This window comes from Rhodopseudomonas pentothenatexigens, assembly GCF_900218015.1.
Lineage (GTDB): Bacteria > Pseudomonadota > Alphaproteobacteria > Rhizobiales > Xanthobacteraceae > Rhodopseudomonas > Rhodopseudomonas pentothenatexigens.
In genome coordinates, this window is sequence record NZ_UFQQ01000011.1 from 110,090 (window position 1) to 136,455 (window position 26,366).

General features: G+C 68.4%; 26 protein-coding genes. 19 read left to right on the top strand and 7 right to left on the bottom strand.

All coding sequences use genetic code 11. The features are described 5' to 3' along the window. Nucleotides 1-26: 26 nt before the first annotated feature. The 6 genes from DWA33_RS12280 to DWA33_RS12305 are packed head-to-tail and all read left to right on the top strand — an operon-like array spanning nucleotide 27 to nucleotide 6,093. Nucleotides 27-1,118, top strand: a complete 1,092-nt coding sequence (locus tag DWA33_RS12280) for a glycosyltransferase family 4 protein (protein ID WP_244601275.1) — start codon at nucleotides 27-29, stop codon at nucleotides 1,116-1,118. Further along, nucleotides 1,115-2,239 carry a CgeB family protein gene (locus tag DWA33_RS12285; RefSeq protein ID WP_114358380.1) on the top strand — a complete coding sequence of 375 codons (1,125 nt, stop codon included), beginning with the start codon at nucleotides 1,115-1,117 and terminating at the stop codon, nucleotides 2,237-2,239. The genes DWA33_RS12280 and DWA33_RS12285 overlap by 4 nt, the downstream gene beginning before the upstream one ends. After that, nucleotides 2,236-3,327, top strand: coding sequence for a CgeB family protein (locus DWA33_RS12290; RefSeq protein ID WP_114358381.1), 1,092 nt, complete (start codon nucleotides 2,236-2,238; stop codon nucleotides 3,325-3,327). The genes DWA33_RS12285 and DWA33_RS12290 overlap by 4 nt, the downstream gene beginning before the upstream one ends. Continuing rightward, on the top strand, nucleotides 3,324-4,466 hold the full coding sequence (locus DWA33_RS12295; RefSeq protein ID WP_114358382.1) for a CgeB family protein: 1,143 nt from the start codon (nucleotides 3,324-3,326) through the stop codon (nucleotides 4,464-4,466). Before DWA33_RS12290 ends, DWA33_RS12295 begins: the two co-directional genes overlap by 4 nt. Before the next feature lie 11 nt (nucleotides 4,467-4,477). Then, nucleotides 4,478-5,539, top strand: coding sequence for a UDP-glucuronic acid decarboxylase family protein (locus tag DWA33_RS12300; protein WP_114358383.1), 1,062 nt, complete (start codon nucleotides 4,478-4,480; stop codon nucleotides 5,537-5,539). Nucleotides 5,540-5,574: 35 nt separating this feature from the next. Continuing rightward, the gene (locus tag DWA33_RS12305) at nucleotides 5,575-6,093 is read left to right on the top strand and encodes a DUF1003 domain-containing protein (RefSeq protein WP_181902406.1); all 519 of its coding nucleotides are present in this window, start codon (nucleotides 5,575-5,577) and stop codon (nucleotides 6,091-6,093) included. Between the two features lie 53 nt (nucleotides 6,094-6,146). Here the strand turns inward: DWA33_RS12305 and DWA33_RS25705 are convergent, their stop codons facing one another. Then, nucleotides 6,147-6,551, bottom strand: a complete 405-nt coding sequence (locus DWA33_RS25705; RefSeq protein ID WP_430707891.1) for a hypothetical protein — start codon at nucleotides 6,549-6,551, stop codon at nucleotides 6,147-6,149. Nucleotides 6,552-6,611: 60 nt separating this feature from the next. Here DWA33_RS25705 and DWA33_RS12315 point away from each other — a divergent pair, with 60 nt between their 5' ends. The 5 genes from DWA33_RS12315 to DWA33_RS25215 all read left to right on the top strand — a co-directional run bounded on the left by DWA33_RS12315 (nucleotide 6,612) and on the right by DWA33_RS25215 (nucleotide 9,035). Further along, nucleotides 6,612-6,860 carry a DUF378 domain-containing protein gene (locus DWA33_RS12315; protein WP_114358453.1) on the top strand — a complete coding sequence of 83 codons (249 nt, stop codon included), beginning with the start codon at nucleotides 6,612-6,614 and terminating at the stop codon, nucleotides 6,858-6,860. 11 nt (nucleotides 6,861-6,871) lie between these two features. Next, entirely contained in the window at nucleotides 6,872-7,525 is a 654-nt protein-coding gene (locus tag DWA33_RS12320) for an alpha/beta fold hydrolase (RefSeq protein WP_114358384.1), read from the top strand. Between the two features lie 500 nt (nucleotides 7,526-8,025). Continuing rightward, nucleotides 8,026-8,181, top strand: a complete 156-nt coding sequence (pufB, locus tag DWA33_RS12325; RefSeq protein ID WP_011158557.1) for a light-harvesting antenna LH1, beta subunit — start codon at nucleotides 8,026-8,028, stop codon at nucleotides 8,179-8,181. 12 nt (nucleotides 8,182-8,193) lie between these two features. Next, the gene (locus DWA33_RS12330) at nucleotides 8,194-8,391 is read left to right on the top strand and encodes a light-harvesting protein (RefSeq protein WP_114358385.1); all 198 of its coding nucleotides are present in this window, start codon (nucleotides 8,194-8,196) and stop codon (nucleotides 8,389-8,391) included. A 110-nt stretch (nucleotides 8,392-8,501) separates the two neighbouring features. Continuing rightward, nucleotides 8,502-9,035, top strand: a complete 534-nt coding sequence (locus tag DWA33_RS25215) for a response regulator (RefSeq protein ID WP_208639120.1) — start codon at nucleotides 8,502-8,504, stop codon at nucleotides 9,033-9,035. A gap of 746 nt (nucleotides 9,036-9,781) precedes the next feature. On the opposite strand, the gene DWA33_RS12340 is transcribed toward DWA33_RS25215, so the two are convergent. Both DWA33_RS12340 and pufB (DWA33_RS12345) read right to left on the bottom strand, forming a co-directional pair. Further along, complete coding sequence (locus DWA33_RS12340) at nucleotides 9,782-9,961, bottom strand: light-harvesting protein (RefSeq protein ID WP_114358387.1); 180 nt, start codon at nucleotides 9,959-9,961, stop codon at nucleotides 9,782-9,784. Nucleotides 9,962-9,973: 12 nt separating this feature from the next. After that, nucleotides 9,974-10,129, bottom strand: coding sequence for a light-harvesting antenna LH1, beta subunit (gene pufB, locus DWA33_RS12345; protein WP_114358388.1), 156 nt, complete (start codon nucleotides 10,127-10,129; stop codon nucleotides 9,974-9,976). Nucleotides 10,130-10,557: 428 nt separating this feature from the next. On the opposite strand from pufB (DWA33_RS12345), the gene DWA33_RS12350 reads away from it, so the two are divergent. The 5 genes from DWA33_RS12350 (at nucleotide 10,558) to DWA33_RS12370 (ending at nucleotide 17,709) form a co-directional block, all read left to right on the top strand. Then, complete coding sequence (locus DWA33_RS12350) at nucleotides 10,558-11,250, top strand: response regulator transcription factor (protein WP_114358454.1); 693 nt, start codon at nucleotides 10,558-10,560, stop codon at nucleotides 11,248-11,250. Nucleotides 11,251-11,498: 248 nt separating this feature from the next. Continuing rightward, a complete protein-coding gene (locus DWA33_RS12355) occupies nucleotides 11,499-13,781 on the top strand; it encodes an ATP-binding protein (RefSeq protein ID WP_114358389.1) in 2,283 nt (760 codons plus the stop codon). Between the two features lie 29 nt (nucleotides 13,782-13,810). Continuing rightward, nucleotides 13,811-16,126 (top strand): ATP-binding protein, encoded by a 2,316-nt coding sequence (locus tag DWA33_RS12360; protein ID WP_114358390.1) that lies wholly within the window; start codon nucleotides 13,811-13,813, stop codon nucleotides 16,124-16,126. Continuing rightward, nucleotides 16,127-16,591, top strand: a complete 465-nt coding sequence (locus DWA33_RS12365) for a response regulator (protein ID WP_114358391.1) — start codon at nucleotides 16,127-16,129, stop codon at nucleotides 16,589-16,591. After that, entirely contained in the window at nucleotides 16,588-17,709 is a 1,122-nt protein-coding gene (locus DWA33_RS12370) for an ATP-binding response regulator (protein WP_114358392.1), read from the top strand. The genes DWA33_RS12365 and DWA33_RS12370 overlap by 4 nt, the downstream gene beginning before the upstream one ends. On the opposite strand, the gene DWA33_RS12375 is transcribed toward DWA33_RS12370, so the two are convergent. Together DWA33_RS12375 and DWA33_RS12380 are read right to left on the bottom strand one after the other, a co-directional pair. After that, a complete protein-coding gene (locus DWA33_RS12375; RefSeq protein ID WP_181902407.1) occupies nucleotides 17,693-19,045 on the bottom strand; it encodes an ATP-binding protein in 1,353 nt (450 codons plus the stop codon). The two genes, DWA33_RS12370 and DWA33_RS12375, sit on opposite strands and share 17 nt — an antisense overlap. Further along, nucleotides 19,042-19,701 (bottom strand): response regulator, encoded by a 660-nt coding sequence (locus DWA33_RS12380; RefSeq protein ID WP_114358393.1) that lies wholly within the window; start codon nucleotides 19,699-19,701, stop codon nucleotides 19,042-19,044. The genes DWA33_RS12375 and DWA33_RS12380 overlap by 4 nt, the downstream gene beginning before the upstream one ends. A gap of 101 nt (nucleotides 19,702-19,802) precedes the next feature. Here DWA33_RS12380 and dsbD point away from each other — a divergent pair, with 101 nt between their 5' ends. From dsbD to DWA33_RS12395, 3 genes are read left to right on the top strand one after another with little or no spacing between them, the layout of a single operon-like run. Continuing rightward, the gene (gene dsbD / locus DWA33_RS12385) at nucleotides 19,803-21,629 is read left to right on the top strand and encodes a protein-disulfide reductase DsbD (RefSeq protein ID WP_114358394.1); all 1,827 of its coding nucleotides are present in this window, start codon (nucleotides 19,803-19,805) and stop codon (nucleotides 21,627-21,629) included. A 24-nt stretch (nucleotides 21,630-21,653) separates the two neighbouring features. Then, nucleotides 21,654-22,286: a DsbA family protein gene (locus DWA33_RS12390; protein ID WP_114358395.1), complete on the top strand. Its 633-nt coding sequence runs from the start codon at nucleotides 21,654-21,656 to the stop codon at nucleotides 22,284-22,286. Continuing rightward, nucleotides 22,283-22,963, top strand: a complete 681-nt coding sequence (locus DWA33_RS12395; RefSeq protein WP_244601276.1) for a L,D-transpeptidase — start codon at nucleotides 22,283-22,285, stop codon at nucleotides 22,961-22,963. Before DWA33_RS12390 ends, DWA33_RS12395 begins: the two co-directional genes overlap by 4 nt. Here DWA33_RS12395 and cydC read toward each other — a convergent pair. Next, complete coding sequence (gene cydC, locus DWA33_RS12400) at nucleotides 22,921-24,630, bottom strand: thiol reductant ABC exporter subunit CydC (RefSeq protein ID WP_244601277.1); 1,710 nt, start codon at nucleotides 24,628-24,630, stop codon at nucleotides 22,921-22,923. The two genes, DWA33_RS12395 and cydC, sit on opposite strands and share 43 nt — an antisense overlap. Beyond that, a complete protein-coding gene (cydD, locus tag DWA33_RS12405) occupies nucleotides 24,623-26,347 on the bottom strand; it encodes a thiol reductant ABC exporter subunit CydD (protein ID WP_114358397.1) in 1,725 nt (574 codons plus the stop codon). Before cydD ends, cydC begins: the two co-directional genes overlap by 8 nt. Nucleotides 26,348-26,366: the final 19 nt, after the last annotated feature.

Consider the following 26,366-nt stretch of genomic DNA (forward strand, 5'->3'; position numbering starts at 1 on the left):
AAGCCCCCGCCCGCCTTCGCGTTTTGATGACGACCGACACCGTCGGCGGCGTCTGGACCTATGCGGCGACGCTCGCCAGCGCCCTGGCTCGTCTCGACATCGACGTTCTGCTGGTGACGATCGGCCCGCCGACGCGCCCCGATCAGCGGACCATGATCGCTCACCCGCACATCCAACTGATCGACAGCGGACTCGATCTCGAATGGCAGGATCCCGCCGGCGACGACGAGCCTCGGGCCCGCGCGGTGCTCGGCAATATCGACGCCTGCATTTGCCCCGACATCGTCCATCTCAACGGCTTTCGCGAAGCGCGCTACGACTGGTCGGCGCCGACGCTGGTGGTGGCGCACTCCTGCGTCAATTCCTGGGCCCACGCCTGCGACGACACCGGCTGGCTGCAGCAGCCCGAATGGCGGCGTTACACCGAGGCGGTGAGCCAGGGCCTCGATCGCGCCAGGCTGTGGGTTGCGCCGACCCGCGCCTTCCGCGATGAGGTCGTCCGCATCTATCGGCCGGTCGGCAGCGGCGTGGTGATCCACAACGGCGTGGCGCCCGTACGGCAGCCGCAGTCCGGCAAGCAGCAGTTCATCCTCGCCGCCGGCCGGATGCGCGATGCGGCGAAGAACCTGGCGGCGGTGTCCGAGGCCGCGGAGGGATTGCCCTGGCCGGTCTGCGTCGCCGGCGAGGCCGATGCATCGCCTGATCGTCCGACCGCGCACAATCTGGTCCGGCTGGGCGTGCTGCCGCACGCCGGCCTCACGACGCGGATGCAGCGCGCCGGCATCTTCGTCAGCCCGGCGCTGTACGAACCGTTCGGGCTCGCCGTCCTCGAAGCCGCTGCGGCCGGATGTGCGCTGGTGCTGTCGGACATCCCGAGCTTCCGCGAATTGTGGGACGGCGCGGCGCGCTTCGTGGCACCGAATGATGCGGCGGCGCTGCATCACGTGCTCGGCGAGCTGTGCCGCGATCGGCCGCAACGGCTCGCGCTGCAGGACGCTGCACGGATGCGCGCCCAGAACTACGCGCTGGCCCATACGGCGGCGGCCTATGCGGACCTGTACCGCGCTCACGTCGCGCCGCGCGCACACGCCACCGATGCGATCAAGGTGCCGGCATGAAATTCGTGCTGTTCTATCACGCCTTCAGCTCCTGCTGGAACAACGGCAACGCCCACTTCACGCGCGGCATCGCGCGCGAGCTGGCCGCCGCGGGCCACCAGGTCGTGGTGTATGAACCTGCGGACGGCTGGAGCCTTGGCAACGCGCTGCAGGACGGCGGGCATCAGGCTGTGGCGGAAGTCGCCGCGCTGTTTCCGGATGTCGATGTTCACCGCTACGATGCGTCGCTCGACCTCGACCGGGCGCTGGACGGCGCCGACGTCGTGATCGTACACGAATGGAATCCGCCGGAGCTGATTGCCCAAGTCGGGCGGCGGCGACGCCACGGCGGCCGGTTTGTGCTGCTGTTCCACGACACCCATCACCGCGCCGTCACCGCGCCCGAGGAAATGGCGCGGTTCGATCTGTCCGGCTTCGATGGCGTGCTCGCCTTCGGCGAGGCGCTGCGCCAGATCTATCTCCGGCTCGGCTGGGCCGATCGCGCCTTCACCTGGCACGAGGCGGCCGACACCGCGCTGTATCGGCCACAGCCCGAGACGGCGCGCCGCGACGATCTGGTGTGGATCGGCAATTGGGGTGACGGCGAGCGCGCCGCCGAGCTCGACGAGTATTTGATCCGCCCGGTGGTCGCGCTGCAGATCCGCGCCGCCATCCACGGCGTCCGCTACACGCCGGAAGCGCTGCGCGCGATCGCGTCGGCGGGTATCGATTATCGCGGCTGGCTGCCCGCGCACCGGGCGCCTGCGGCCTTCGCCACCGCGCATCTGACTGTGCATGTGCCGCGCGGGCCGTATTCCCGCGCGCTTCCTGGCATCCCGACCATCCGGGTGTTCGAAGCCCTCGCCTGCGGCATCCCGCTGGTGTCGGCGCCGTGGGACGACGCCGAAGGGCTGTTTCCCGAGGGCAGTTACCTGCGGGTTCGGACCGGCGCCGAGATGACCGCGGCGCTCGGCGCCCTGCGATCCGATCCTGCCTTGGTCGTCTCGCTGACGACGATCGGCCTGCGCAGCATCGCCGAGAGGCACTCGTGCCGCCACCGCGCCGCCGAGCTGCTCGGCATCGTCGACGGCATCCATCGCCCGCAATCCGTTGCTCCCCGCCTCGAAGAGGTCGCCTCATGAGAATCGCGTTCTTCGGCTCCAGCCTGGTGTCGTCCTACTGGAACGGCGCCGCGACCTACTACCGGGGGATGCTGAAACAGATCGCTGCGCTCGGCCATCAGATCACGTTCTACGAGCCGGACGCGTTCGATCGTCAGGCCAACCGCGACATTGCGGACCCGGATTACGCGCGCGTCGTCGTCTATCCCGCCACGCCCGACGGTTGGCAACACTCGCTGGCGGAAGCCGCAGGCAACGCCGATCTGTTGATCAAGGCCAGCGGCGTCGGCGTGTTCGACGCCGAGCTGGAAACGGCGCTGCCGCAGGCGCCGAGCGCGTCGATGCGGGTGTATTGGGACGTCGACGCTCCCGCTACGCTCGATGCCGTCGAGCACGATCCGCAGCATCACCTGCGCGACGCCATCCCGCGCTACGATCTGGTGCTGACCTATGGCGGCGGCGATCCGGTGGTGAACGCCTATCGGGCGATCGGCGCACGCGATTGCGTGCCGCTGTATAACGCGCTCGACCCCGACAGCCACTTCGCGGCGCCGTCTGATCCGCGGTTCGCCTGCGATCTCGGCCTGCTCGCCAACCGGCTGCCGGACCGCGAAGCTCGGATCGAGCGGTTTTTCCTCGAGGTCGCCGCGCGGCTGCCCGACAAACGCTTCGTGCTCGGCGGCTCGGGTTGGGACTCCAAGCCGATGCCCGCCAATGTCCGTGCCGTCGGCCACGTCGGCACCGGCGACCACAACGCGTTCTTCGGCTCCGGCCGCGCCACCCTCAACGTCAATCGCGACAGCATGGCGCGCTACGGCTTCTCGCCGCCGACCCGGGTGTTCGAGGCGGTCGGTGCCGGCGCCTGCCTGATCACCGATGCGTGGCAAGGCATCGAACTGTTTCTGGAACCCGGCCGGGAGGTGCTGGTCGCTGCCGACGCCGACGACGTCGTTCGTCACCTCCAAGAGCTGTCGCCGGAACGCGCCGCTGATATCGCACAGCAGGCCCGCCGCCGCATCCTGGCGCATCACACTTACGCCCACCGGGCGCAGCAATTCGACCGCCTGTTCAGGCCGGCGGCGACAGCGAGCAGCGAGGCGGCGGAATGACGCTCAACATCGTATTCATCGGGCTATCGGTCACCTCGTCGTGGGGCAACGGACACGCCACCACCTATCGCGCGCTGATCGCCGCACTGGCGCGCCAGGGCCATCGCGTCACCTTTCTCGAGCGCGACGTTCCCTGGTATCGCGAGCATCGGGATCTCGCCGATCCGGCCGACTGGACCGTCGAACTCTACGAGACGCTCCCCGATTTGCCGAGCAGATACGCCGCGCTGGTGCGCGACGCGCATCTGGTCGTGGTCGGCTCCTACGTGCCCGACGGCCTCGCGATCGCCGACTGGGTCACCGCGACCGCGCAGGGCGTCACCGCGTTCTACGACATCGACACGCCGGTAACGCTGGCCGGGCTCGATCGCGGCCTGCCCTATTTGTCGGCCGCGATGATTCCGCGCCTCGATCTGTATCTGTCGTTCTCCGGCGGACCGATCCCGGCGTCGATCGAGCGCGACTACGGCAGCCCGATGGCGCGGGAGCTCTACTGCAGCGCCGATCTCGATCTGTACAGGCCGCAGCACTGCCCGCCGCGCTGGTCGCTCGGCTATCTCGGCACCTATAGCGACGACCGGCAGCCGCTGCTCGACGACCTGCTGATCGCCCCGGCCAAGGCGCTCACGGAAGACTCCTTCATCGTCGCGGGCGCGCAATATCCGGCGAGCATCCGTTGGCCCGGCAATGTCGAGCGCATCGAACATCTGCCGCCGCGCGCCCATGCCGAGTTCTACGCCGCGCAGCGCTTCACCCTCAACGTCACCAGGTCCGACATGCGGGCGCTGGGCTATTCGCCGAGCGTCCGGCTGTTCGAAGCCGCGGCCTGCGGCGTGCCAGTGATCTCCGACACGTGGCCCGGCATCGAGACGCTGTTCAAGCCGGACAGCGAAATCCTGATCGCGTCCGATCCGCGTGACGTGATCGGCATGCTGCGCGAGATGTCGGACGACCAGCGCCTGACGATCGGAGATCGGGCGCGCCGGCGGATTCTCGCCGAGCACACCCCGGACCATCGCGCCCGGCAGCTGGCGGCCTACTACGCCGAGGCCGCGGCGCGCCGCCGGCAGGCACCACGGCGGCCCGCCGCCGAGCCTGCCGAGGGCGCCGACAGCTACGCCATCCGAGCCGCGGAGTGAATGGAGCCGCCATGACCATCCAGTATCGCAACGGACACAGCACCCGCCGCCACCACCGCATCGTCGTCACCGGCGGCGCCGGCTTCATCGGATCGCATCTGTGCGACTCGCTGCTGCAGCGCGGCGAGACGGTGATCTGCCTCGACAACCTGTTCACAGGGTCGATGCGCAACGTCCGGCCGCTGCTCAACCATCCCAATTTCACCTTCGTCGAGCACGATGTCCGCGAACCGATCGAGATCTCCGGCGAGATCGATCGCATCTTCAACCTCGCCTGCCCGGCCTCGCCGCGACACTACCAGCGCGATCCGATCGGCACGATGAAGACCTGCGTGCTCGGCACGCTCAACGTGCTGGAGCTCGCCCGCGCCAAGGGCGCGCGCGTGCTGCAGGCCTCCACCAGCGAAATCTACGGCGATCCGGAGGTGCACCCGCAGCCGGAATCCTACGTCGGCCACGTCAACGCCACCGGTCCCCGCGCCTGCTACGACGAAGGCAAGCGCGCGGCCGAAACCCTGATGTTCGATTTTCATCGGCTCTACGGCACCGAGATCAAGGTGGCGCGGATCTTCAACACCTACGGGCCGCGAATGCTGGAGAACGACGGCCGTGTCGTCTCCAATTTCATCGTTCAGGCGCTGCGGGGCGAAGCCATCACCATCTACGGCAGCGGCGCCCAGACCCGCAGCTTCTGCTTCATCGCCGATCTGGTGCGCGGCCTGGAATCGCTGATGGAGAGTCCGGCCACGGTCACCGGCCCGTGCAACCTGGGCAACCCGCACGAAGTCACCATCGAGGCCATCGCCCGCGAGATCCTGGCGCATACCGGCTCGCAGTCGGGGCTGCAATTCGAGCCGTTGCCGGTCGACGATCCGAAGCGGCGGAAGCCGGCGATCGACACCGCGCTGGAAACGCTCGGCTGGCGGCCGAACGTGTCGCTGCAGGATGGCCTGCGCGCCACCATCGCCTATTTTGCGCTCCGCACCGCGACCTCGGAGCTCAAGGAGAGCACCCCATCGGCCAAGCCGCGCCGCTCGGCGCGCAGCCAGCTGTCACTGGCCAGCGGCTCTTGACCGGCGACGCGGCCGTGACCCGCCCGAGCGCTTGAGTGGACGAGCCCGACCGCCCGCGCGACGAGACATCCGCCAACCTCAGCTCGACGCTGCGTCGGAACATCGCCGCGCTGCGCCGGCTGCGGCGGGAGGAAGCGAGCTCGATCGATGTCCAGGACAAGATCGCCAACGCGATCACCGCCTTCGCCGGCAGCATGCGGTTCGTTTATCTGCATCTGGCGATCTACGGCAGCTGGATCGTCGTCAACACGGTACCGGGCCTGCCGCATTTCGATCCGTCCTACGTGATGCTGGCGATGGCCGCCTCGGTGGAGGCGATCTTTCTGTCGACCTTCGTGCTGATCAGCCAGAACCGCGCGATGGCCACGACCGACAAGCGCGACGACCTCGACCTGCACATCAATCTGCTGGCCGAGCACGAGCTGACGACGCTGATCAAGCTGGTGACGGCGATCGCCGACAAGCTCGAGGTCGACCACGAGATCGCGGACGAACTGCCTGAAGTCACCAAGGACGTCGCGCCCGAAGACGTGCTGCGCGAAATCAGGAAATAGGCCGCAGCACCGCTCCCGATCCGATCAGTACCGCCGAGTTGAGCTCCGGTGCGCTAAGCACCGGACGGATGCTCGGTGCGCGGGTGGCGCTCGTGCAGCAGCTTGGCGAGCTCGCCACGCTGATCCGGCGCGTCGCGCACCGCGGTCTCGAAGATCGCCTCCTGCAGATCGCGCGGCAGATCACCCCAGACCTCCAGCACGGCTGCCCCAAGCTGGTTGCGAAACTGCGACTCAGCGTCCATCGCGTCCTCCATCACCTGACGCTGATAATCGGCTGTCGCGATCATCGTTCCCCGGCCGGTCGCGAACGACGCTGCCGCGGACGCGATCCGGATCTGCAAGCGAGGCTTGCGCGAGCGATCGGCCGATCGGCGCGCCGCCGCGCCCTTCGCGATCTCTGTCGTCCGCGCTCTGCTGATCGCTGCCTGCGCGCGGCGGCTTAGGAACGAGCCGATCACGCCGGGGTTGGATCGGCTTCAGAGGCCGGGGTTGGATCGGCTTCAGAGATGGAGAAAGCCATGCGCATCATCAACGCCCTGACGCTTCTGCTGGTCATCATCGGCGGACTGAACTGGGGTCTCGTCGGCCTGTTCGATTTCGATCTGGTCACCGCTCTCCTCGGCAACGGCGCTGAGGAAACCGCAACCTCGTCGGCAGCGGCGCGGATCGTGTACATCCTTGTCGCCATCTCGGCCGTGTATCAGATCGTCCCGCTGTCCCGTCTGCTGTCGTCGCGCGGCGCGACCTACGGCACGACCACCTATTGACGGACCGCGCCATGGCAGGGGCCGACGGATTCCGCCGGATCGTCGGCAACGACGCGGACGGAGCGATCTATTTCCTGCCATGGCGCACCACCTTTCGGACCGCACTCGAATTCGGTCTCGTCGGACTGCGGCGATGGCGGCTGTGCTACGAGCTGCCGGCCGCAGTGGTCGCCGCCGATCCGGAGGTGTGCGCGCGCGCCAACCGCTCGGTGATCGAAGATGCGGCCGATCAGATCGAGCGCCGCCGTCCTCCGGTCCTGGTCGGGCTGAGCATGGGATCGGTGCCGGCGACGCTGCTCGCCGGCCGCTACAATACGCCGCTGTGGAGCTTCGCGTCGGCCGACCGCGGCGACCTGATGATCTGGCAGAGCCCTGCGGCACGCGAGGTGCGCCGTCACGCCGAAGCGCGCGGCGTCACCCTCGCCGATTTCACCCGCGCGTTGCGCGGACTCAACCCGATCGATTGGCTCGACCGGATCGATCCGGCCAGCCGCTTCGCCGTCGGCAGCTTCGATCGCTACGTGCCCCGCCCCCGCCGCCGTGCGCTGCTCAAGCGCGCCGCCGCCACGGTGCCGATCGAACACGTGGTGTTCGAGCCGCTCGGCCATTTGGGCGTGATGGCGCTCAGCCGCTGGCGGCAGAACCAGTGGCTGCGCCGGGCGTAACCGCGCTGCGGAGCAGCGAAGTCGAACGGCGCTTCGCACCAGCACCAACGATCCCACGCAGGTGAACATCGACGGACATGCCTCGGGTGAACCGCGCGATGCATGCCGTCGGTGATATCCAGGTTGTGGCGCCTCCACAGCCGTTTCCATCGGGGACGACGCCAGCGCCACCTTCTTCCACTGGGCCGAATTGGCTGACCGACCCCCGGGCAGCGACGGTGATCGGTTACGGCAGCTCCGCGGTACGCGCTGGTGATCAGTTGCGCGTATCTCCGCCGATCGCATTCTTGTCGCTACGCGTTCGCGCGATCTATGCCAACGTTGCCGAGTTGTTACTTCCGCCGGCTGCCGTGGTCCGGTCAGGATTTCCTGACAGCAGCGTCCGCGTCCGTGATGGGACGGACCCGCCCACATGTCATTCCCGATTTACTCCGCACTTCGTGAGCCTAGTGTCACAGCGCGTCCGCGTGCGTTACGCGGCGCAATGAGAGGGTCATCTAATGGTCGACGATTCGAAAAAGGTCTGGCCCACGGGCCTGACGATCGCGGAATCCGAAGAAATCCACAAGCACGTCATCGACGGCGCACGCATCTTCGTGGCCATCGCCATCGTGGCGCACTTCCTGGCGTATGTGTATTCGCCTTGGCTGCACTAAGGAGCACCTGAGATGAATCAAGGTCGCATCTGGACCGTGGTCAGCCCGACCGTCGGTCTTCCGCTGCTGCTCGGCAGCGTTGCCGCCATGGCTTTCGCCGTTCACTTCGCTGTGCTCGAGAATACCTCCTGGGTCTCGGCCTTCATGAACGGCAAGACCGTGGCAGCAGCGCCGGCACCGGCCGCCCCGGCCGCTCCGGCGAAGAAGTAGCTGTCTGGGTGAAGGAGGGAGTTCGAGGTCGCCGCTCTGTCCTCCTGGAGAGTCGGACGGCCGAGAGCTCCTTCCTGACCCCACGACCCGCTTCACTCGCCGTCGACCTCTTGATCGCACCGGACACGAGCGATCCCTCACCTTCCCGGCGGATCCGGGTCTTTGTCGCAGACGATCACCCTCTGGTGCTGTCCGGATTGAAGGCTGTGATCGCGACCGATCGTAGCCTGCAACTGGTCGGCGAAGCCTGCAGTGGCAGCGAGGCCCTGCAAGGCGCGGTCGCCACCGCTCCGGACGTCCTGGTCCTCGACATCTGCATGCCCGGACTGAACGGATTCGAGGTGGCCAGAAGTTTTCTGGCGGCACATCCCCGCTCCGCCGTCGTCTTCCTCACCGTGCTGGACGATCAGGTTCTGCTGCGGCGCGCGGCCGAGTCCGGGGTCGCCGGCTTCGTCCTGAAACGTTCCGCCACTGATCATCTGGTAAGCGCGATCCAGATCGTCGCAGCGGGCGGCAGTTATGTCGACTCGACACTCGGCGCTGCCGGGCCGCCCGCGATTCAAGCCGGCCGATCTGCGACGCGCAGGTCTGCGCTGGACAGGCTGGCTGAGCGGATCGCTGCACTATGGCGACGCCGCACCTGATCGGATTCCACGCCCCAACGCGCCGTCGCGACCTTATCGCCGTGACTGTCTCTCGCCAGCATTGCTCGCGCCATCATCGGCTCGCACCATCGCGGCCCGGCAAGGGCCTGCGCGAACGGCGGTTTCGGCGGGGACCGGGGGACCAAATGTCCGCAGGCGGCACCCGAAAGTGCCGCCTGCGCCGTAAGCAACTCGGGAGGTGCGCGAGATGGCAGACTCGCTGGTTCTTCGAGTTACCGCGGACCGCCGGCAAGTGATGGCTGAAAACACTGCCGGCAGAGAGAATGGGTGTTCGACCTCGCTTCTCGCGCGCGTGGGGACCACGTGCGACAGTCTTCCAGCACGACGCAATGCGGCGTCGTGCGAGCCTGATCAGGTCGACGCGTTCTCGACCAGAACGCGTCGGTACCATCGCGCAGATAAGACGGACCCGCCCCGGTCGGCATCCGGTGGATCGGGCAGAAACTCGTAGGTCTTGCAGTCCGTCCGCGATATCGATGGCTGCGGATCACCACAGCCTGGCGAACGGACATCAATGTGACGCAACGCTGGCAACGACATCGTCGCCTCGCTCTTGCGCGCTACCGCTGGACACTCGTCGGCCAGATCGACGACCGCGGTCGGCGCCCTATCGGCGCGGATCTCGTGGCGTGTCGAGCGGCACTTCGCAAAGCGGTTTCCCGCTGGCGACCACGGTAGCCGGGATCCTCGGACCCCAGCCACCGCAGCAACAGTCAGAGACTGTTTCAGACTGCCTTGACCGAGCTCTCGATCGCGGCAGACTTACCGTTCATGAACTTCGCCACCCAGGTGGTGTGCGTCAGCACAGCGAAATGGACGAGGAAGACCATGACGACCACGCTGCCGAGCAGCAGCGGCAGGCCGACGGTCGGCTTCACGACGGTCCAGATACGACCTTGATTCATGTTCGATACTCCTTAGTGCAGCCAGGGCGAGTAAACGTACGCCAGGAAATGAGCGACGATCGCGATCGCACCGAAGATGCGGGTGCCGTCGATCACGTGCTTGTGGAGCTCTTCCGATTCCGCGATGGTCAGACCAGTCGGCCAGACCTTGTTCGGATCGTCTACCATGGATAACCTCCTAAGAGACTAACGATCAGTTTCGTGCTGAACCCGCACGCAGGTATGTTTTCACTGCTACGCCGAACGAAAGCTCGCGGTGTCAGCAATGGATCTGATCGCCTCGCGTCGGTGCGCCGAGTGGGGACGCACGCTTCGCTCGGCTTTCGCGCTCGCCGTTCACATCGCCATCAAGACTCCGTGATCAGCAAGCGTCGCCAAACTACGCCGGTGCCGCGAAGCGTCAATTTGGGCTGACAGAACGAGGCCGTCCGTATCATGCTGGAGGCCGGATTCCGTCGTCAGGATTTCCTGACGCTTCGGTTTGATCTGTCCCAATCCGTGCACCTCGACAGCCGGTGTATTTTTCGGTCGGAGGCGATGGCTGGGACGGCCTGTCGTCCGTCACGACCTCGTCTCACCGGCTGTGGTACTCACCGATGGACCAGAAGACATTCAGGCGCTCGTGCGCGTCCGCTCTGCGAATTTTCATCGCCGACGACCATCCCGTCGTGTTGAGCGGGATGAAGATGCTGATCGCGGCGGAGCCGGGTTTCGAGATCGTCGGCGAGGCTGGCGACGGCCCCACCGCGTTGCGCCGCGCTCTCGAGCTTCAACCCGACCTCGCGATTTTCGACCTGTCGATGCCCGGCCTGTACGGCATGGAGGTCATCCAGAAATATCTGGCGGCGCGGCCGAAAGCCCGGGTGCTGGTGATCTCGGTGCAGGAGGACGGTGCCAATCTGCGCCGGCTGCTGAAGCTCGGCGTCGCCGGCTACATCCTGAAGCGCTCGGCGACCGACGAACTGATCCGGGGCATTCACGCGGTCGCCAAGGGCGGTCTGTACCTCGACCCGGCGATCGCCGGTCAGGCGGTGGGCCGCGTCGCTCCGGCGGCGACGCCGGACGTCAACGGCGGCGCGATCTCGCATCTCAGTTCGCGCGAGCTCGAAGTCTTGCGGCTGGCTTCGGTCGGCCACAGCAACAAGGTGATCTCCGCCAGGCTGCAGGTCGGCCCGAAGAGCGTGGAGACCTACAAGGCGCGTGCGATGGACAAGTTGGGCTTCAGCAACCGGGTCGAACTGATCCGCTTCGCGCTCGGAATGGGTTGGCTCGAAAGCGCCGATCTCTAGGTTTCGCAGCCGAGCCTGGTAGCCAAATGCCGCCCCGACGCGCGATTCCGCGCACGCTCGCACCTCGGCGCGGATCGCAGATCGGCAGCGGCACAGCGGTTTCTTTGCCGGGACTTGATCTAGCGCAAACCCGGTTCCAGGGGTTGGGGCGAGCATTTTTGATCCGTCCAGCGCGAAGCATCGCGGACTCGGGTTTCGAGTTCGGCTGTCTCGCGTCCACGGCACATCGCAATTGAGACGATTGACAGATGGCCGACCGATCGACCGCCTCCGAACTGGACCTGACGGGATGTGACAGCGAACCGATCCATATTCCCGGGGCAATCCAGCCGCACGGTGCGCTGCTGGCCCTGACCCCCGACATGAAGGTCGTGGCGGTCAGCGCGAATTTCGCCGATTGGACCGGACTGGACCACGTCGAGCTGATCGGACGCAGCTCGGGGGAGTTGCTCGACGCCGCGACCGAGGCGCGCCTGAACGCCGCCGCCGAGCCGGGCGTATCGATCGGAACGCCCTTTCCAGTCGGCTTCCTGAGCCGGGAGGCCCCGCCCTATCTCGGATCGTGGCACCGGCACGACAATCTGGTGTTCGTCGAGCTCGAACCTCCGCAGGGCGCGATCGCCGAGACCCAGGCGTTCTTCCGGCGCACTCATGGCGCGATCCGGCGGTTGCAGGGAGCGCCCACCCTGGAGGCCGCCTGCGCGGCGGCCAGCCAGGAGGTCCGCGAAATCACCGGCTTCGACCGGGTGATGATCTACCGCTTCGCGCCCGACTTCAGCGGCCAGGTGATCGCCGAAAGCCGCTGCGCCGACGTCGAATCCTATCTCGGACTGCATTTCCCGGCGTCCGACATCCCGGCCCAGGCGCGCCGGCTGTACAGCATCAACCCCGTGCGGATCATCCCGGATATCGACTACCGGCCGGTCCCGGTGGTCCCCGCCATCAATCCGCTCACCGGGACGGCGATCGACCTGTCGTTCGCCACGCTGCGCAGCGTCTCGCCGGTGCATCTCGAATACATGCGCAATATCGGGATGCGCGGCACGATGTCGATCTCGATTCTGCGCGGCGAGCGGCTGTGGGGCCTGATCGCCTGCCACAACCGCGAGCCGAAATATCTCGACCTCGACACCAGACAGGCCTGCGAGCTGGTGGCGCAGGTGTTGGCCTGGCAGATCGGCGTGATGCAGGACCAGGTGGTGACGCGGCAGACCCTCAAGGGTCAGGCGATTCAGCGCAGCTTGATCGGCGACATCGAGCAGCTACACGATCATCGTGCCGGGCTCGCGCGCAACAGCGAGGCGCTGCTCGAGCTGATGGGCGCCTCCGGCCTGTGCCTTCACAGCCGGGAGGGGATGATCAGCATCGGCACCACGCCGCCGGCCGACCTGATCGACCGGCTCGTTCAACTGGCCGGCCAGTCCGGTGGCCCCGAATTGTTTCAGACCGACCGGCTGTCGAAGATCCTTCCCGAAGCGGAGCCGTTCGCCGACGTCGCCAGCGGGGTTCTCGCCGTGCCGCTGTCGCGCACCCCGCCGCGCCGCGTGATGATCTGGTTTCGTCCGGAAGTCGCACAGAACGTGCACTGGGCCGGCAATCCCGACAAGTCGATCAGCGCCGAGGGCGACCGGCTGCGCCCGCGCACCTCGTTCGCGGCGTGGACGGAGCTGACGCACGGCCGGGCGATTCCCTGGGAGGCGCACGAGATCGCCGCGGCGGTCGAAATCCGCGACCTGATCATCGATGTGATCCTGCGCAACACCGAAAAGCTCGAACGCGTCAACAGCCAGCTCGCGCGCAGCAATGAGGAGCTGGAATCCTTCGCCCACGTGGCATCGCACGACATCAAGGAGCCGCTCCGTCACATCGAGGCGTTCGCCGGACTGCTGGCGGAGAACGTCGCCGAGATGCACGACCGGCGGCTGGGAACGATGGTCGGCGGGATCGAGAAATCGTCGCGGCGCCTGCGCAATCTCATCAACGATCTCGCCGAATTTTCACAGCTCGGTCGGCAATCCAAGCCGCTGGCCTGGACCTCATTGCAGGAGATCACCGCCGAGGTCGTGGCCGACCTGCATCCGCGGATCATGGAAGCCGATGCGGACATTCAGGTCGACAAGCTGCCGTTCGCGCGCTGCGATCGAAGCCAGATGCGCCAGGTGCTGCAGAATCTGCTGTCGAACGCGCTGAAGTATCGGGATTCAGCGCGGCCTTGCCGCATCCGGATCTACGCCGAGCCGGCCGAAGACGACGGTCTGCGCGGCGAACCCCGCAAGGGTGGCGCGGTGCGGATCTGCATTGCGGACAATGGAATCGGCTTCGAGAGACGATACGCCGAGCAGGTGTTCGAACCGTTCCAGCGGCTGCACGGCCCCGACGAATACGAAGGAAGCGGCATCGGCCTCGCGATCTGCCGCAAGATCGTCCAGCGCCACGGCGGCCAGGTCGGTGTGGATACCGAAATCGGCAAAGGATCGACCTTCTGGTTCACGCTGCCGCTTCCGGCCTCTTCGGAAGGACATCCGGCATGACGTCGAAGTCAGATTCCAGAAGCTCCGGCATGTCGTCCGCAGGCGACGCCTCGATCGCCGATCCGAGCGGCCGCATGGCCGTCGATCTAACCGAGTGCGACCGCGAGCCGATTCATATTCCGGGCTCGATTCAGCCGCACGGCTATTTGTTCGCGCTCGCCGGCTCCGATCACCGGCTGATTTCCGTCAGTGCCAATGTCGAAGAACTGCTCGGTCGTCCCGCCGACCTGGTGGTGGACAGCTCCCTGCCCGGCTATCTGTCCACCGCGAGCGCGGCGCGACTGGCCGATGTCCTTTCCGCTCCGGATCTGGCCGCCACCAATCCGATCCGGATCGACGTCGTCACCCCCGCGGGCGAGCGCACCTTCAACGGCATCGTCCACCGCCACGATGCGCTGACCTTCCTCGAGCTGGAGCCGCGCACCGAGCTGCAACAATCCACCGAGTTCTTCCGCAGCGTCCGCAGCGCCATCCGCCGGCTTCAGACCGCGACCGATCTGACGATGGCATGCCGGATCGCCGCCACCGAGGTCCGCCGCATCACCGGGTTCGAACGCGTCAAGATCTACAGATTCGCCGCGGACTGGAGCGGCCAGGTGATCGCCGAGGACCGCGCCGCCGGCGTTCCCTCGCTGCTCGATTTCCACTTTCCGTCGTCGGACATCCCGGCACAGTCGCGCGCGCTGTACACCGTCAACCCTACCCGCATCATCCCGAACATTCGCTACCGGCCGACGCCGCTGGTGCCCGATCACAACCCGCTGGCCGGCGGCCCGATCGACCTGAGTTTCTCGGTGCTGCGAAGCGTATCGCCCACCCATCTCGAATACATGGTCAACATGGGCATGCACGGCGCGATGTCGATTTCGATCGTTCGCGACGGCCGGCTGTGGGGCATGATCTCCTGCCACAACACCCGGCCGCATTTCGTGTCGTACGAGATCAGGCAGGCGTGCGAACTGATCGCCCAGGTGCTGACGTGGCAGATCAGCGTGCTCGAAGAGGCCGAAGTCGTCCGGCACAGCGTGCGGGTGCGCGCCATTCAGAACCGGCTGCTGCACGAACTGGCCGACGAACAGGGGCTGCCCGCAGGCTTGAGCAAGGTCGCCGACCAGATGCTCGCCCTGATGGACGCCACCGGTTTTGCGCTGTGCGGCTTCGACGGCGTGGCGGCGTTCGGCTCGACACCCGACCGCGACGACATCCTGGCGCTGGCGGCGTGGCTGGCCCGCCGCGAGCCGAGGGGCATTTTCCAGACCGAGCAATTGCCCGCGCACTACCCGCCGGCCGCCTCCTACGCCGATCGGGCCAGCGGCCTGCTCGCCGTTCCGCTCGGCCGTGCGTCGACCACCCTGATGCTGTGGTTTCGGCCCGAGGTGGCGCAGACCGTCACCTGGGGCGGCGATCCGCACAAGCCGGTGCAGATCGGTCCGCGCGGACTGCGCCTGCAGACCCGGGCGTCGTTCGAGGCCTGGCGCGAGGAAGTCCAGGGCAAGTCGCAGCCGTGGCGCAGTCACGAGATCGCCGCCGCGGAGGAAATCCGCGATCTGGTGGTGGACGTCATCCTCGGCCGCGCCGAGGAACTGGAGAACGCCAATCGCGATCTGTCGCGCAGCAACGACGAGCTGGAATCGTTCGCCTACGTCGCCGCGCACGACCTCAAGGAGCCGCTCCGCCACATCGAAGCGTTCGCCGGGCTGCTCAGCGATCTGCTGCTGCCGGAGGCCCGGGCCCGGCTCGGCGTGATGGTCAACGGCATCGAGGCGTCGTCGCGGCGGCTGCGGGCGCTGATCAACGATCTGGCCGAATATTCCCGCGTCGGCCGCCAGGCGGTGCCGCTGCAGCCGACCGACCTCAACGAGATTCTGACCGACGTGCTGTCCGACCTGAAGCCGATGCTGCAGGACGCGCGCGCCGACATCGCGGTGGACCGGCTGCCGATGGTGCTGTGCGACAGGAGCCAGATCCGCCAGCTCCTCCAGAATCTGATCAGCAACGCCTTGAAGTATCGTGACAGCAGCAGGCTCCCGCACATCAAGGTCAGCGCGCGGGTCGAGCCGAGCAACGCCGGCGAAGCGCCGGGCGAAGAGAACAACGGAATGACACTGATCTCGATCGCCGACAACGGCATCGGCTTCGACAACGAGTACAGCGAACAGATCTTCGAACCGTTCCAGCGGCTTCACGGCCCGGGCGAGTACGAAGGCACCGGCATCGGCCTGGCGATCTGTCGCAAGATCGTCCACCGCCACGGCGGAAAGATCGCGGCGACCAGCGTCGCGGGCGAGGGGTCGGTGTTCAGCTTCACGCTGCCCCTGCCCCGCCTCGGCGAGCAGGAGAGCTAAATGCATCGCGACACCGCCAAGCGAACCGTTCTGGTCGCGGAGGATCACGACTACGACAAGGTGATCCTGACGGAAGTGTTCGCGCGCGCCGCGATCTCCGCCGACCTTCGCTTCGTCAGCGACGGCGAACAGGTGCTCGACTACATCCACCGCCGCGGCCGTTTCACCGAGCCCGCATCCGCGCCTGCTCCCGCCATCATCCTGCTCGACCTCAACATGCCGCGCCTGGACGGCCGCAAGGTGATCCGGCTGTTGCGCCAGGACGAGGCGTTCCGGCATCTGCCGGTGATCGCACTGTCGACCTCGGAGAGCGAGAAGCACATCAACGAGGCGTATTCGATCGGCTTCAACGCCTACCTGGTGAAGCCCGCAAATGTGCACGACTATGTCGAGGCCATTCGCGCGCTGTGGCGGTTCTGGATGGAGATCGCGTCGCTGCCGACTCCGGAGGTGGTGCGATCTTGAACCCGATTCCGTCCCGCATCCTGCTGATCGACGACGCGGAAATCGAACATCTGACGATGCAGCGGATGCTGCATAAGATTCCGGCGGCGCGGGTGTCGCTGGATTGGGTATCGAGCTTTTCCGAAGCGATCGCCGCGCTGGACCGCGACGAGTACGATCTCTATCTGGTCGATTTCAGGCTCGGTCATCACAGCGGGCTGGATCTGATCCGGCACGCCCGGAGCCGAGGCAACAGCAAGCCTATCATCGTCCTCACCGGCCACGGCAACCCGATGGTCGACGCGGCCGCCACCGACGCCGGCGCCAACGACTATCTGGTCAAGGGCGAGATCGACGCCGTCCTGCTGGAGCGGTCGATGCGCTACGCGACGCGTCACGCCAAGACCCTCGCCAAGCTCGACCAGCGCCTCGCCGAATGCCAGATGACCGCCAACAAGCTGGCGGTGGAGAGCGGCCGGCGCGCCGCAGCCGAAGCCGACGTGCTGAAAGTGCTGCGGCAGACCATGAGCGATCAGGAGGCCGAGCGGCAACGCATCGCCCGCGAACTTCACGACGATCTCGGGCAGCTCGTCACGCTGATGCAGTTCGGCCTGGACGCGCTCGGCCGCGACGCGCCGAGCGGGGCCGAATTGGCTGCCAAGACCGCGTCGTTGAAGCAGATCGCCACCGACATCGGCACCCGCCTGCACCGGATCGCGTGGGAGGTCCGTCCCACCGCGCTCGACACGCTCGGGCTCGAAGACGCCATCGCCCAGCTCGCCGCCAGTTGGGAGCCGCACTGCAGCCTCCGCTTCGATCTGCACCTCGGCATCGGCGAACGCCGGCTGTCAGCGGAGGTGGAAGTCGCGCTGTACCGGATCGTGCAGGAAGGGATCACCAACGTCGTGCGTCATGCCGACGCCAGCCGCGTCGGCATCATTCTCGAGTTTCGTGGTTCGGAAGTGATCTGCATCGTCGAGGACGACGGCTGCGGCATCTCGGCCACGCCCGAGCAGCAGTCCTCGCGCCGGCTCGGCCTGGTCGGCATGCGCGAACGGCTGGCGTCGGTGAACGGCACCGTCGAACTGGAATCCGAGGTCGGCAAAGGCACCGCGCTGTTCGTCAGGGTGCCGATCTGAGCGGCCGCTCGCCGATCGCGATCCGCACCTGAAAGCCGCTGCCTGACGGCCGGTTGCCGAAGCTGATCTCGGCTCCGCTGCGCGCCAGCGCCAGTGACGCGATGGCGAGGCCGAGGCCGCTGCCGATCGCCGATTTGTTGCGGCCGCGGAAGAAGCGCTGGCCGATCTTGTCGAGCTCGTCCGCGGGCACCCCGGGGCCGGTGTCCTCGACAATGATCGCGCGCGGCGTGTCGTCCAGGCGCCAGCGGACTTCGCCGCCGCCGGGCATGTACTGCACGGCGTTCTCGTGCAGATTGCGGATCGCGAGTTCGAGGCATTCACGATTGCCGCTCCACACCGCGTCACCGAGCGCCTCGTCGACCGTCACCACGATGCCGTCGGCGCGCGGCGTGGCGCGGACCACGTCCTCGATCAGCGCGCGCATCGCGACACGGCCGCGGTCGTCGATCTCGGCGTGGGCGTCGAGCCGCGCCAGCGTCAGCAGTTGCCGCACCAGCCGCGTGGCACGATCGACTGCGAGCAGGATCTGCTGCAGCGCCGCGCGCGACACCGCCGGATCGTTGGCGGCGAGCGCGACCTGCGCCTGGGTCTTCAGCGCGGTGAGCGGACTGCGCAGTTCGTGCGCCGCGAAGGCGGTGATCTCCCGCTCGTGCCGCCGCGCCAGCGACACCTTGTCGAACAGCGCGTTCAGCGCCTCGGTCAGCGGCTTCACTTCAGAAGGGGCGCGGCTGGCGTCGACCGGCCGCATGTCGTCGGCGCCGCGGCCGACCAGATCCGAGGCGATCGCCTGCAACGGCCGCAGGCCGCGGCCGACGCTGACCCAGATCAGCACGCCGAGCAGCGGCGCGATCAGCAGCGCCGGCCACAGCAGCCCCTTGATCAGATCGGCGACCAGCCGGTCGCGCAGGCCGAGCCGGTCGCCGACCAGTACCCGGAAGCCCCTGCCCTCGTCTTCGATCGCGTAGATCCGCCAGGTCTCGCCGTCGATCAGACGCTCGGAGAACCCGCTCGGCTGATCGCTGAGCCGCTGCTCCGGCGCACCGCTCGACCGCGCGATCATCGTTCCCTGCAGCGACCACACCTGGCAGGAGAGTTGGCGTTCGTAGTTGCCGCCGGTGACCGGCGGCTGCAAGTTCGGCAGCGTCTCCGGCAGCCGGCCCTCCATGCTGCCGACCAGCGACACAACCATCCGCGCGGCTTCCTGCAGACGGGTATCGAGCACGTGCTCCAGCTCGCGCTGGCTCGACGTGTAGATCCAGCCCACCGCCGCGATCCACACCGCTCCGGTGGCGCCGAGCAGGACGACGAACAGCCGCAGCCGCAGCGAGCCGATCATCGCGGCGCCATTCGATAGCCGAGGCCGCGCATCGTCTCGATCGCGCTGCGGCCGAGCTTGCTGCGCAGGTTGTGGATGTGCACCTCGATCGCGTTGCTGTCGACCTCGTCGCCCCAGCCGTACAGCCGCTCCTCGAGTTCGGCGCGCGAGCGCACCACGCCGGGGCGCTCCATCAGCGCGTGCAGCACGGCGAATTCGCGGCGCGACAGCGCCACCGATACGCCGTCCAGCGTCGCATGGCCTTCCGCCGGGTACAGCCGGATCGGCCCGTGTTCGAGGCAGGTGGCGGCGCGGCCGTCGCGGCGGCGGATGATCGCGCGCAGCCGCGCCGACAGTTCGTCGAGATCGAACGGCTTGCCGAGATAATCGTCGGCACCGGCGTCGAGCCCGGCGATCCGATCGGGCGTCTCGTCGAGCGCGGTCAGCAGCAGCACCGGCGTCGTGTCGCCGGCGGCGCGGATGGCGCGCAGCAGATCGACGCCGCTGCCGTCCGGCAGCATGATGTCGAGCACCACGGCCGAGAATTCGTTCGCCGCCAGCGCCGCCCGCGCATCTTCGCAACCGCCGACGCAGTCGATGCTGGCGCCGGCGAGCGACAGCCCGGCACGGATGCCGTCCGCGATCATCGCATCGTCCTCGACCACCAGAATCCGCATCGGCCGATCACCTCCTCGTCACGGCTTGCGACGCCAGGCTTAAGGCTGGCTTAAGCTGGGCGGCCAGACTGCCGCCGGTTCGTGCCAACGACCGGGGAACCATGGCCAATCGTCTGTTACGCATCGTCGTCCTGCTGGCTGTCGCAGCGGCGACCCTGTCCGCAGCGCAATCCGCGACCGCAGCGTCCAAGGAACCGTCGTTCCGGCTCGCGGTCCAGCCGGCCTCCGACGGCGTGACCCTGCGCTGGACGATTGCGCCCGGCGACTACCTGTACCGCGACAAGATCGTGGTGCGAACGCCGGACGGCGCCCGGCTGACTCCGGCACTGCCGCAAGGTGAGACCAAGGACGATCCCAACTTCGGCATCACCGAGGTGTATCACCGCAGCGTCGAAGCGGCGATCCCGGCGGCGGTGCTGAACGGCGCGACCCGGCTCAGCGTCGGCTACCAGGGCTGCGCCGAGCGCGGCATCTGCTATCCGCCGGTGACCGCGACCGTCGACCTCGCCAGCGCCACGGTGACGATCGCCGGCAACGCCGACACCCGGCCGCAGATCCCATGGCCCGAGCCGCCGGCGCAGCCCGGCGCCGAGCCGCGCAACGCCGCAGCGCCGCCAGAGTTCGACACCGCCGCCGCATCGGTGCTGCCGTCGATGACGCAGGACTGGCTGCCGCTGCTGCTCGCCTTTGCCGGCTTCGGCCTGCTGCTGGCGCTGACGCCCTGCGTGCTGCCGATGGTGCCGATCGTCGCCGGCATGCTCACCCGGGCCGGGCGCGACATCACCCCGGTCCGCGGCTTCACGCTGGCGCTGATCTACACGCTGGGGATGGCCTCGGCCTATGCGGCGCTCGGCGTCGCCGCGGCCTGGTCCGGGCAGAACCTGCAGGCGGTGCTGCAGACCCCGGCCGCGCTGGCCGCGATGGCGGCGGTGTATGTCGCGCTGGCGCTGTCGAGTTTCGGCCTGTTCGAACTGCAGCTTCCCGCCCGGTTCGGCGATGCGCTGACCGGCCGGATCAGCGGTCGCGCCGGCCCGCTGCTCGGGGCCGCGGCGCTCGGCTTCGCCTCGGCGCTGATCGTCGGCCCGTGCGTGACGCCGCCGCTGGCGGCCGCACTGCTCTACGTCGCGCAGACCGGCGACACCGCGCGCGGCGCCGCGGCGCTGTTCGCGCTCGGGCTCGGCATGGGGTTTCCGCTGATGCTGGTCGGGACGTTCGGCGGCGGCGTCCTGCCGCGCTCCGGCCCGTGGCTGGTGACCGTGCACAAGCTGTTCGGGGTGGTGTTTCTGGCGATCGCGACGGCGCTGCTCGCGCGCATCCTGCCAGCTTCGGTCAGCTTGCTGCTGTGGGCGGTGCTGGCGATCGGGACCGCGGTGTTCTTCGGCGCGTTCGACCGGATCGGCCGGCCCGGCGGGGCGATACCGCGGCTCGGCAAGGCCGCCGGGCTGGCGCTGTTCGTGTACGGCGCCGCCCTGATCGTGGGGGCGGCCGCTGGAGCCGACGATCCGCTGCGGCCGCTCGCAGTGTTCGGTAGTAGCAGCCACACCGCGCAGCCTCTGCACGACGCACGGACAGTGACCTCGCTCGCCGCACTGGATGCGGCGATCGCCGAGGGGCGCGACCGCGGCACGCCGATCATGATCGACTTCTCGGCCGACTGGTGCACCGCCTGCAAGACCATGGAGCGCGAAGTCTTCGCCAAGCCCGAGGTGCAGCGGCGCCTCGCCGGCCTCACCGTCATTCGCGCCGACGTCACCGCCACCACTGCCGAGACCGCGGCGCTGATGCAGCGTTTCGACGTCGTCGGACCGCCGACCGTGGTGTTTCTCGACGCCCGCGACGGCGACGAAGTCTCCGCCGCCCGCGTCGTCGGCGAGGTCTCCGCCGACGCCTTCACCCGGACCCTGAAGCGCCTCGACGCGCGGTCCTGATCACCGCCACACTGGAGAAACACCATGAACCGCAGACAAGCCCTGATGATCCTCGGCGCGATCGCCGCCGTGCCGCTGATCAGATCGTTCGGTGCGCCACAGGCCTGGGCCGAAGGCGTCGACGTCGATGCCATCCTGCACGACCCGGACGCTCCCGAAGCCGGCAATCCCAAGGGCGACGTCACCATCGTCAGCTATTTCGACTACAATTGCCCGTTCTGTAAAAAGGCCGAGCCGGATCTCGAAAAGGTGGTGCGCAGCGACGGCAAGATCCGCCTGGTCTACAAGGACTGGCCGATCCTGACCGAAGCGTCGGTATACGGCGCGCAGATCGCGCTCGGCGCCAAGTACCAGAACAAGTACCAGGCCGCTCACGATGCGATGATGGCGATCCCCGGCCGCGGCATCAGCAAGGAGCAGATGCGCGCCGCGGTCGAGGCTGCGGGCGTCGACATGGCGCGGCTGCAGAGCGACCTGAACGGCCACGGCGAGGCCATCACCGCGCTGCTGCGGCGGACGCTGTCGCAGGCCGAAGCGATGGGCTTGCAGGGCACGCCGGTGTATCTGGTCGGGCCGTACAAGGTCGCCGCCGCGCTCGATGCCGATGCGTTCAGGAAGGTGGTGGCGCAGGCACGCGGACGGCAGAGCGCGAAGTGAGCCGGTCCCAGCAGCATCCGATGCCGATCCGCTCGTTTCTAATTGTCGCGGTCGCCGCGCTGGCGCTCGGCGGCTGCGTCACCAATTCCACCGCCGACCTCGAGACGCCGACCGCCAGCGCCGCGACGGTGGCCCCTGCGATCGCCGCACGCTACGCGGCGATCGACAGCGATCAGCATCCGATCGCCGCCGTCGAGCCCGAAGACCTGAACCCCGCTTACGTCCGGCAACTGGTCGACTACCGCAGCGCCGAGCCGCCGGGGACGGTGGTGGTCGATCCGCGCAAGCGCTTTCTCTATCTGGTGCTCGAAGGCGGTAAGGCGTTGCGCTACGGCGTCGGGGTCGGCAAAGCCGGACTCGAATTCACCGGCACCGCGGAGGTCGGCCGCAAGGCCGAGTGGCCGCACTGGACGCCGACGCGCAACATGATCGCGCGCGAGCCGGAACGCTACGGCAAATGGGCCAAGGGCATGGAGGGCGGCGAGACCAATCCGCTCGGGCCGCGGGCGCTGTATCTGTACAAGAACGGCAAGGACACGCTGTTCCGGATTCACGGCACCACCGAGCCGTGGACGATCGGCAAGGCGGTGTCGTCCGGCTGCATCCGGATGCTGAACCAGGACGTCATCGACCTCTACTCTCGCGTGCCGAAAGGCGCCAAGGTGGTGGTGCGCTGAACCTGGTGCGACGGAGCTGATAACTCCGCCGATGGCGCGCCTACGTTCGCGGCCGGTACCGGCCGATGCGACACCAGCAGCAGGCTGCGCGCGCCGCGCAGCCGTTCCACGCCCTGCATCACCTCCGCTGCAGTCGCGTTGTCGAGGCCTTCGGTCGGCTCGTCGAAGATCAGGATGCGGGCCTCGGTGCGCAGCAGGCCGCGCGCGATTGCCAGCCGCCGCACCTCGCCACCCGACAATCTGGCGCCGCCCTCGCCGACATAGGTCTGAAGCTGCTCGGGCATCCGCGCCACCGCCTGCTTCAGCCCGGCGCCGTCGAGCGCCGCCCACAACTCCGCATCGCTCGCCTGCGGCGCGAAGCTGCGCAGATTGTCGGCGATGGTCGCGGCGAAGATGTGCGGCTGCTGCGGCACCAGCGCGATCACCGACCGCAGATCGGCCAGCGCCAGCCGGCGGATCGGCACGCCGCCGAGGCGGATCTCGCCGGCATCGGGATCGCGAACCCGTACCAGCAGATCGATCAGCGTCGACTTGCCGCTGCCGCTCGGGCCATCGAGCCGCCGCTCGTCGCCCTGCGGCAGGACGATATCGATGGTGCGCAGCGCAGGCGTGGTGCGTCCCGGATAGGTCAGCGACACCTTCTCCGCGACCAGATCGTACGCTTGCGGCAGCGGCACCGGCTGCGCCGGCTCGTCGACCAGCGGCGCGCGGTCCCACAGCGCGAACAGCCGCCGCAGCGACACCAGGGTCGCGCCCAGCCCCGCCGCCGCGACCGGGAGCGGCGCGAACGCTTCGAACGACGCCAGCACCAGCAGCAGGATCAAGGTGAGGTCGGGACCGCTGATCGCCGCGCTGCCGAGCGCCGAGCTACCCACGCCGAGCACGGCGATCACCGCGATGTCGGACGCGGCGCCGAGGCCGATCGCGCCGAGCGAACTGCGCGTTGCGATCGTCCGCTCGGCCGCGATCCGCCGCGCCAGCAGTTCATCCAGCGCGTCGCTGCGGCGGCGATCGTCACCGGTGACCAGCAGCGTCGCCAGCCCGTCGAGATGTTCGGTGGTGCGGCGGCGCAGCGTCGCGGCCAGCACCGCGTCGCGATCGGCGGCGTTGCGCGTGGCGCGCACCACCAGCGTCGGGCCGATCAGCCCGCCGGCCACCAGGATCGCCGCTAGCCCCCACGCCAGCGCGCTCTGGCCGAGCCAGGCGACCGCTCCGACCACGACGCCACCCACCACGATCGCGACCACCGCCGGCGCGACCAGCCGCAAGAACACGATCTCCAGCCGGTCGATATCGAGCTTCAGCCGCGCCGCCACCTCGCCCGAGCGCAGATCGGCGAGACCGCCGGGCGCGATCTCGGCCAGCCGCGCGAACAGCGCGACGCGGGTCGACGCCAGCAGCGCGAAGGTCGCCTCGTGGCTGACGACGCGGTCGAGCCAGCGACCGCCGGTGCGGAGGATCGCGGCGAACCGGATGATCGCCGACGGCGTGAAGTAGTTCATGGTCACACCGGCGGCGCCGGCGACCGCCATCGCGGTGACGAACCAGCCGGCCGTCGCCATCAGCGCCAGATTGGCGAAGGTGGTGAGCAGCGAAATCGCCAGCGCGCCGAACAGCAGCGGCAGCGAGCCGCGCCACAGCCGGACCAGACGGATCAGGTCACGCATCGGATCGCTCCGCGTCGGATCGGTCGCGCGCGCCTTCAAGGATCTGCGCGGGCGTACCCTGCGCGGCGACGCGGCCGCGCTCGATCACCACGACACGGTCGGCGGCCGCGATGGTCTCGCGCCGGTGCGCGATCGTCAGCACGGTGCGTCCTTCGCGCAGCCGCGCCAGCCCCTGCATCACCACGCGCTGCGCCTCGGCGTCGAGATGCGCGGTCGGCTCGTCGAACAACAGCAGCGGCCCCGCGGCGTAGATCGCGCGCGCCAGCGCCAGCCGCTGCGCCTCGCCGCCGGACAGATTGGCGCCGCGCTCCGCCAGCAGGGTCGCGGCGCCGTCCGGCAACCGGTCGACCCACGTGGCGGCGTCGGCGGCGCACAGCGCCTCGCGCAGCGCCGCATCGTCCGGCGTGGCCGCACGGCCCATCACCACGTTGTCGGCGATCGAGCCCTCGAAGAACTGCGGCGTCTGCGCCATCGCCACCAGCGCCCGCCGCCACGACGCCGGATCGATCTCGGACAGCGGCTCGCCGTCGATCAGCACCCGGCCGCTGCTCGGCTCGATGAACCGCAGCAGCAATGCCAGCACCGTGCTCTTGCCGGCGCCGGACAGCCCGACCAGCGCGACGTGTTCGCCGGCGGCGATGTCGAGGCTGAACCCGTCGAGCGCGACTCGGCCGTCGGCATGGACGACGCGCACGTCGTCGAACCGGATCGCCGGCGGCGCCGCTACGACATAAGACCGGCCGGCGGCGGGCGGCCCGTCGAGCAGCGGCGCCAGCTTGTCGAGCGCTGTGAGCGCTTCCAGCTTGGCGTGGCGGCGCGCGCCGATATCGCGCAGCGGCGCAAAGAATTCCGGCGCCAGCAGCAGCACGAACAGGCCGGTGGCGAAATCGATCTCGCCCCACAGCAGCCGGAAGCCGACAGCGATCGCCACGCCGGCGATCGCCGCGGTCGCGACGAACTCGACCACCAGCGCCGACAGGAACGCGATGCGTAGCACCGCCATGGTCTCGCGGCCGTAGCGCTCGGCAGCGGCCTTCACCGCGGCGACCGCATTGTCGGCGGTGCCTGCGAGCTTGCGTTCGGGCAGGCCGCGGATCTGATCGAGCAGATGGCCGCCGAGCCGGGCGAGCCCGGCCCAGCGCTCGCCGCTCGCCCGCTCGGCGCCCTGCCCGGCCAGGATCGAGAACCACACCAAGAGCGGCAGCGCGACGAGCAGAATGCCCGCCGCCAAAGGATCGGGCCACGTCACCACCGCCAGCACCGCAACCGGGACCACCGCGGCGCGCACGATCGCCGGCTGCCACGCCCGCCACAGCGGCGCCACCGCGTCGAGCGAGTCGGTCAGCAGCGCCACCAGTTCGCCCGGCGGATGCGCGCCGAGCCGCACCGGGCCGAGCGCCGACACCCGTTCCAGCGCCCGCCGAAACAGATGCCGCCTCACCTTGGCGGCGGCCTCGAACGCGGCCCGCTCGGCCAGCAACGCCGCCACGGCACGGAGCAATGCGACGCCGGCGAGCAGAGCCAGCAGCGGCATGATCGCCGGCAGCGCCGCATGGCCGAACACCAAACGGTCGACCGCGATCGCGATCAGTTGCGCCGTCGCCACCGCCAGCACGCCGCCGAACGCGGCTGCAGACGTCGCGATGCGGGCATGGCGTCCGGCGACCGCGCGGAGCGAACGCAGCAGCGCGGCGGACGGGGCGGAACGTGCAGTCACGGTGACGGCGCCTCGAGAT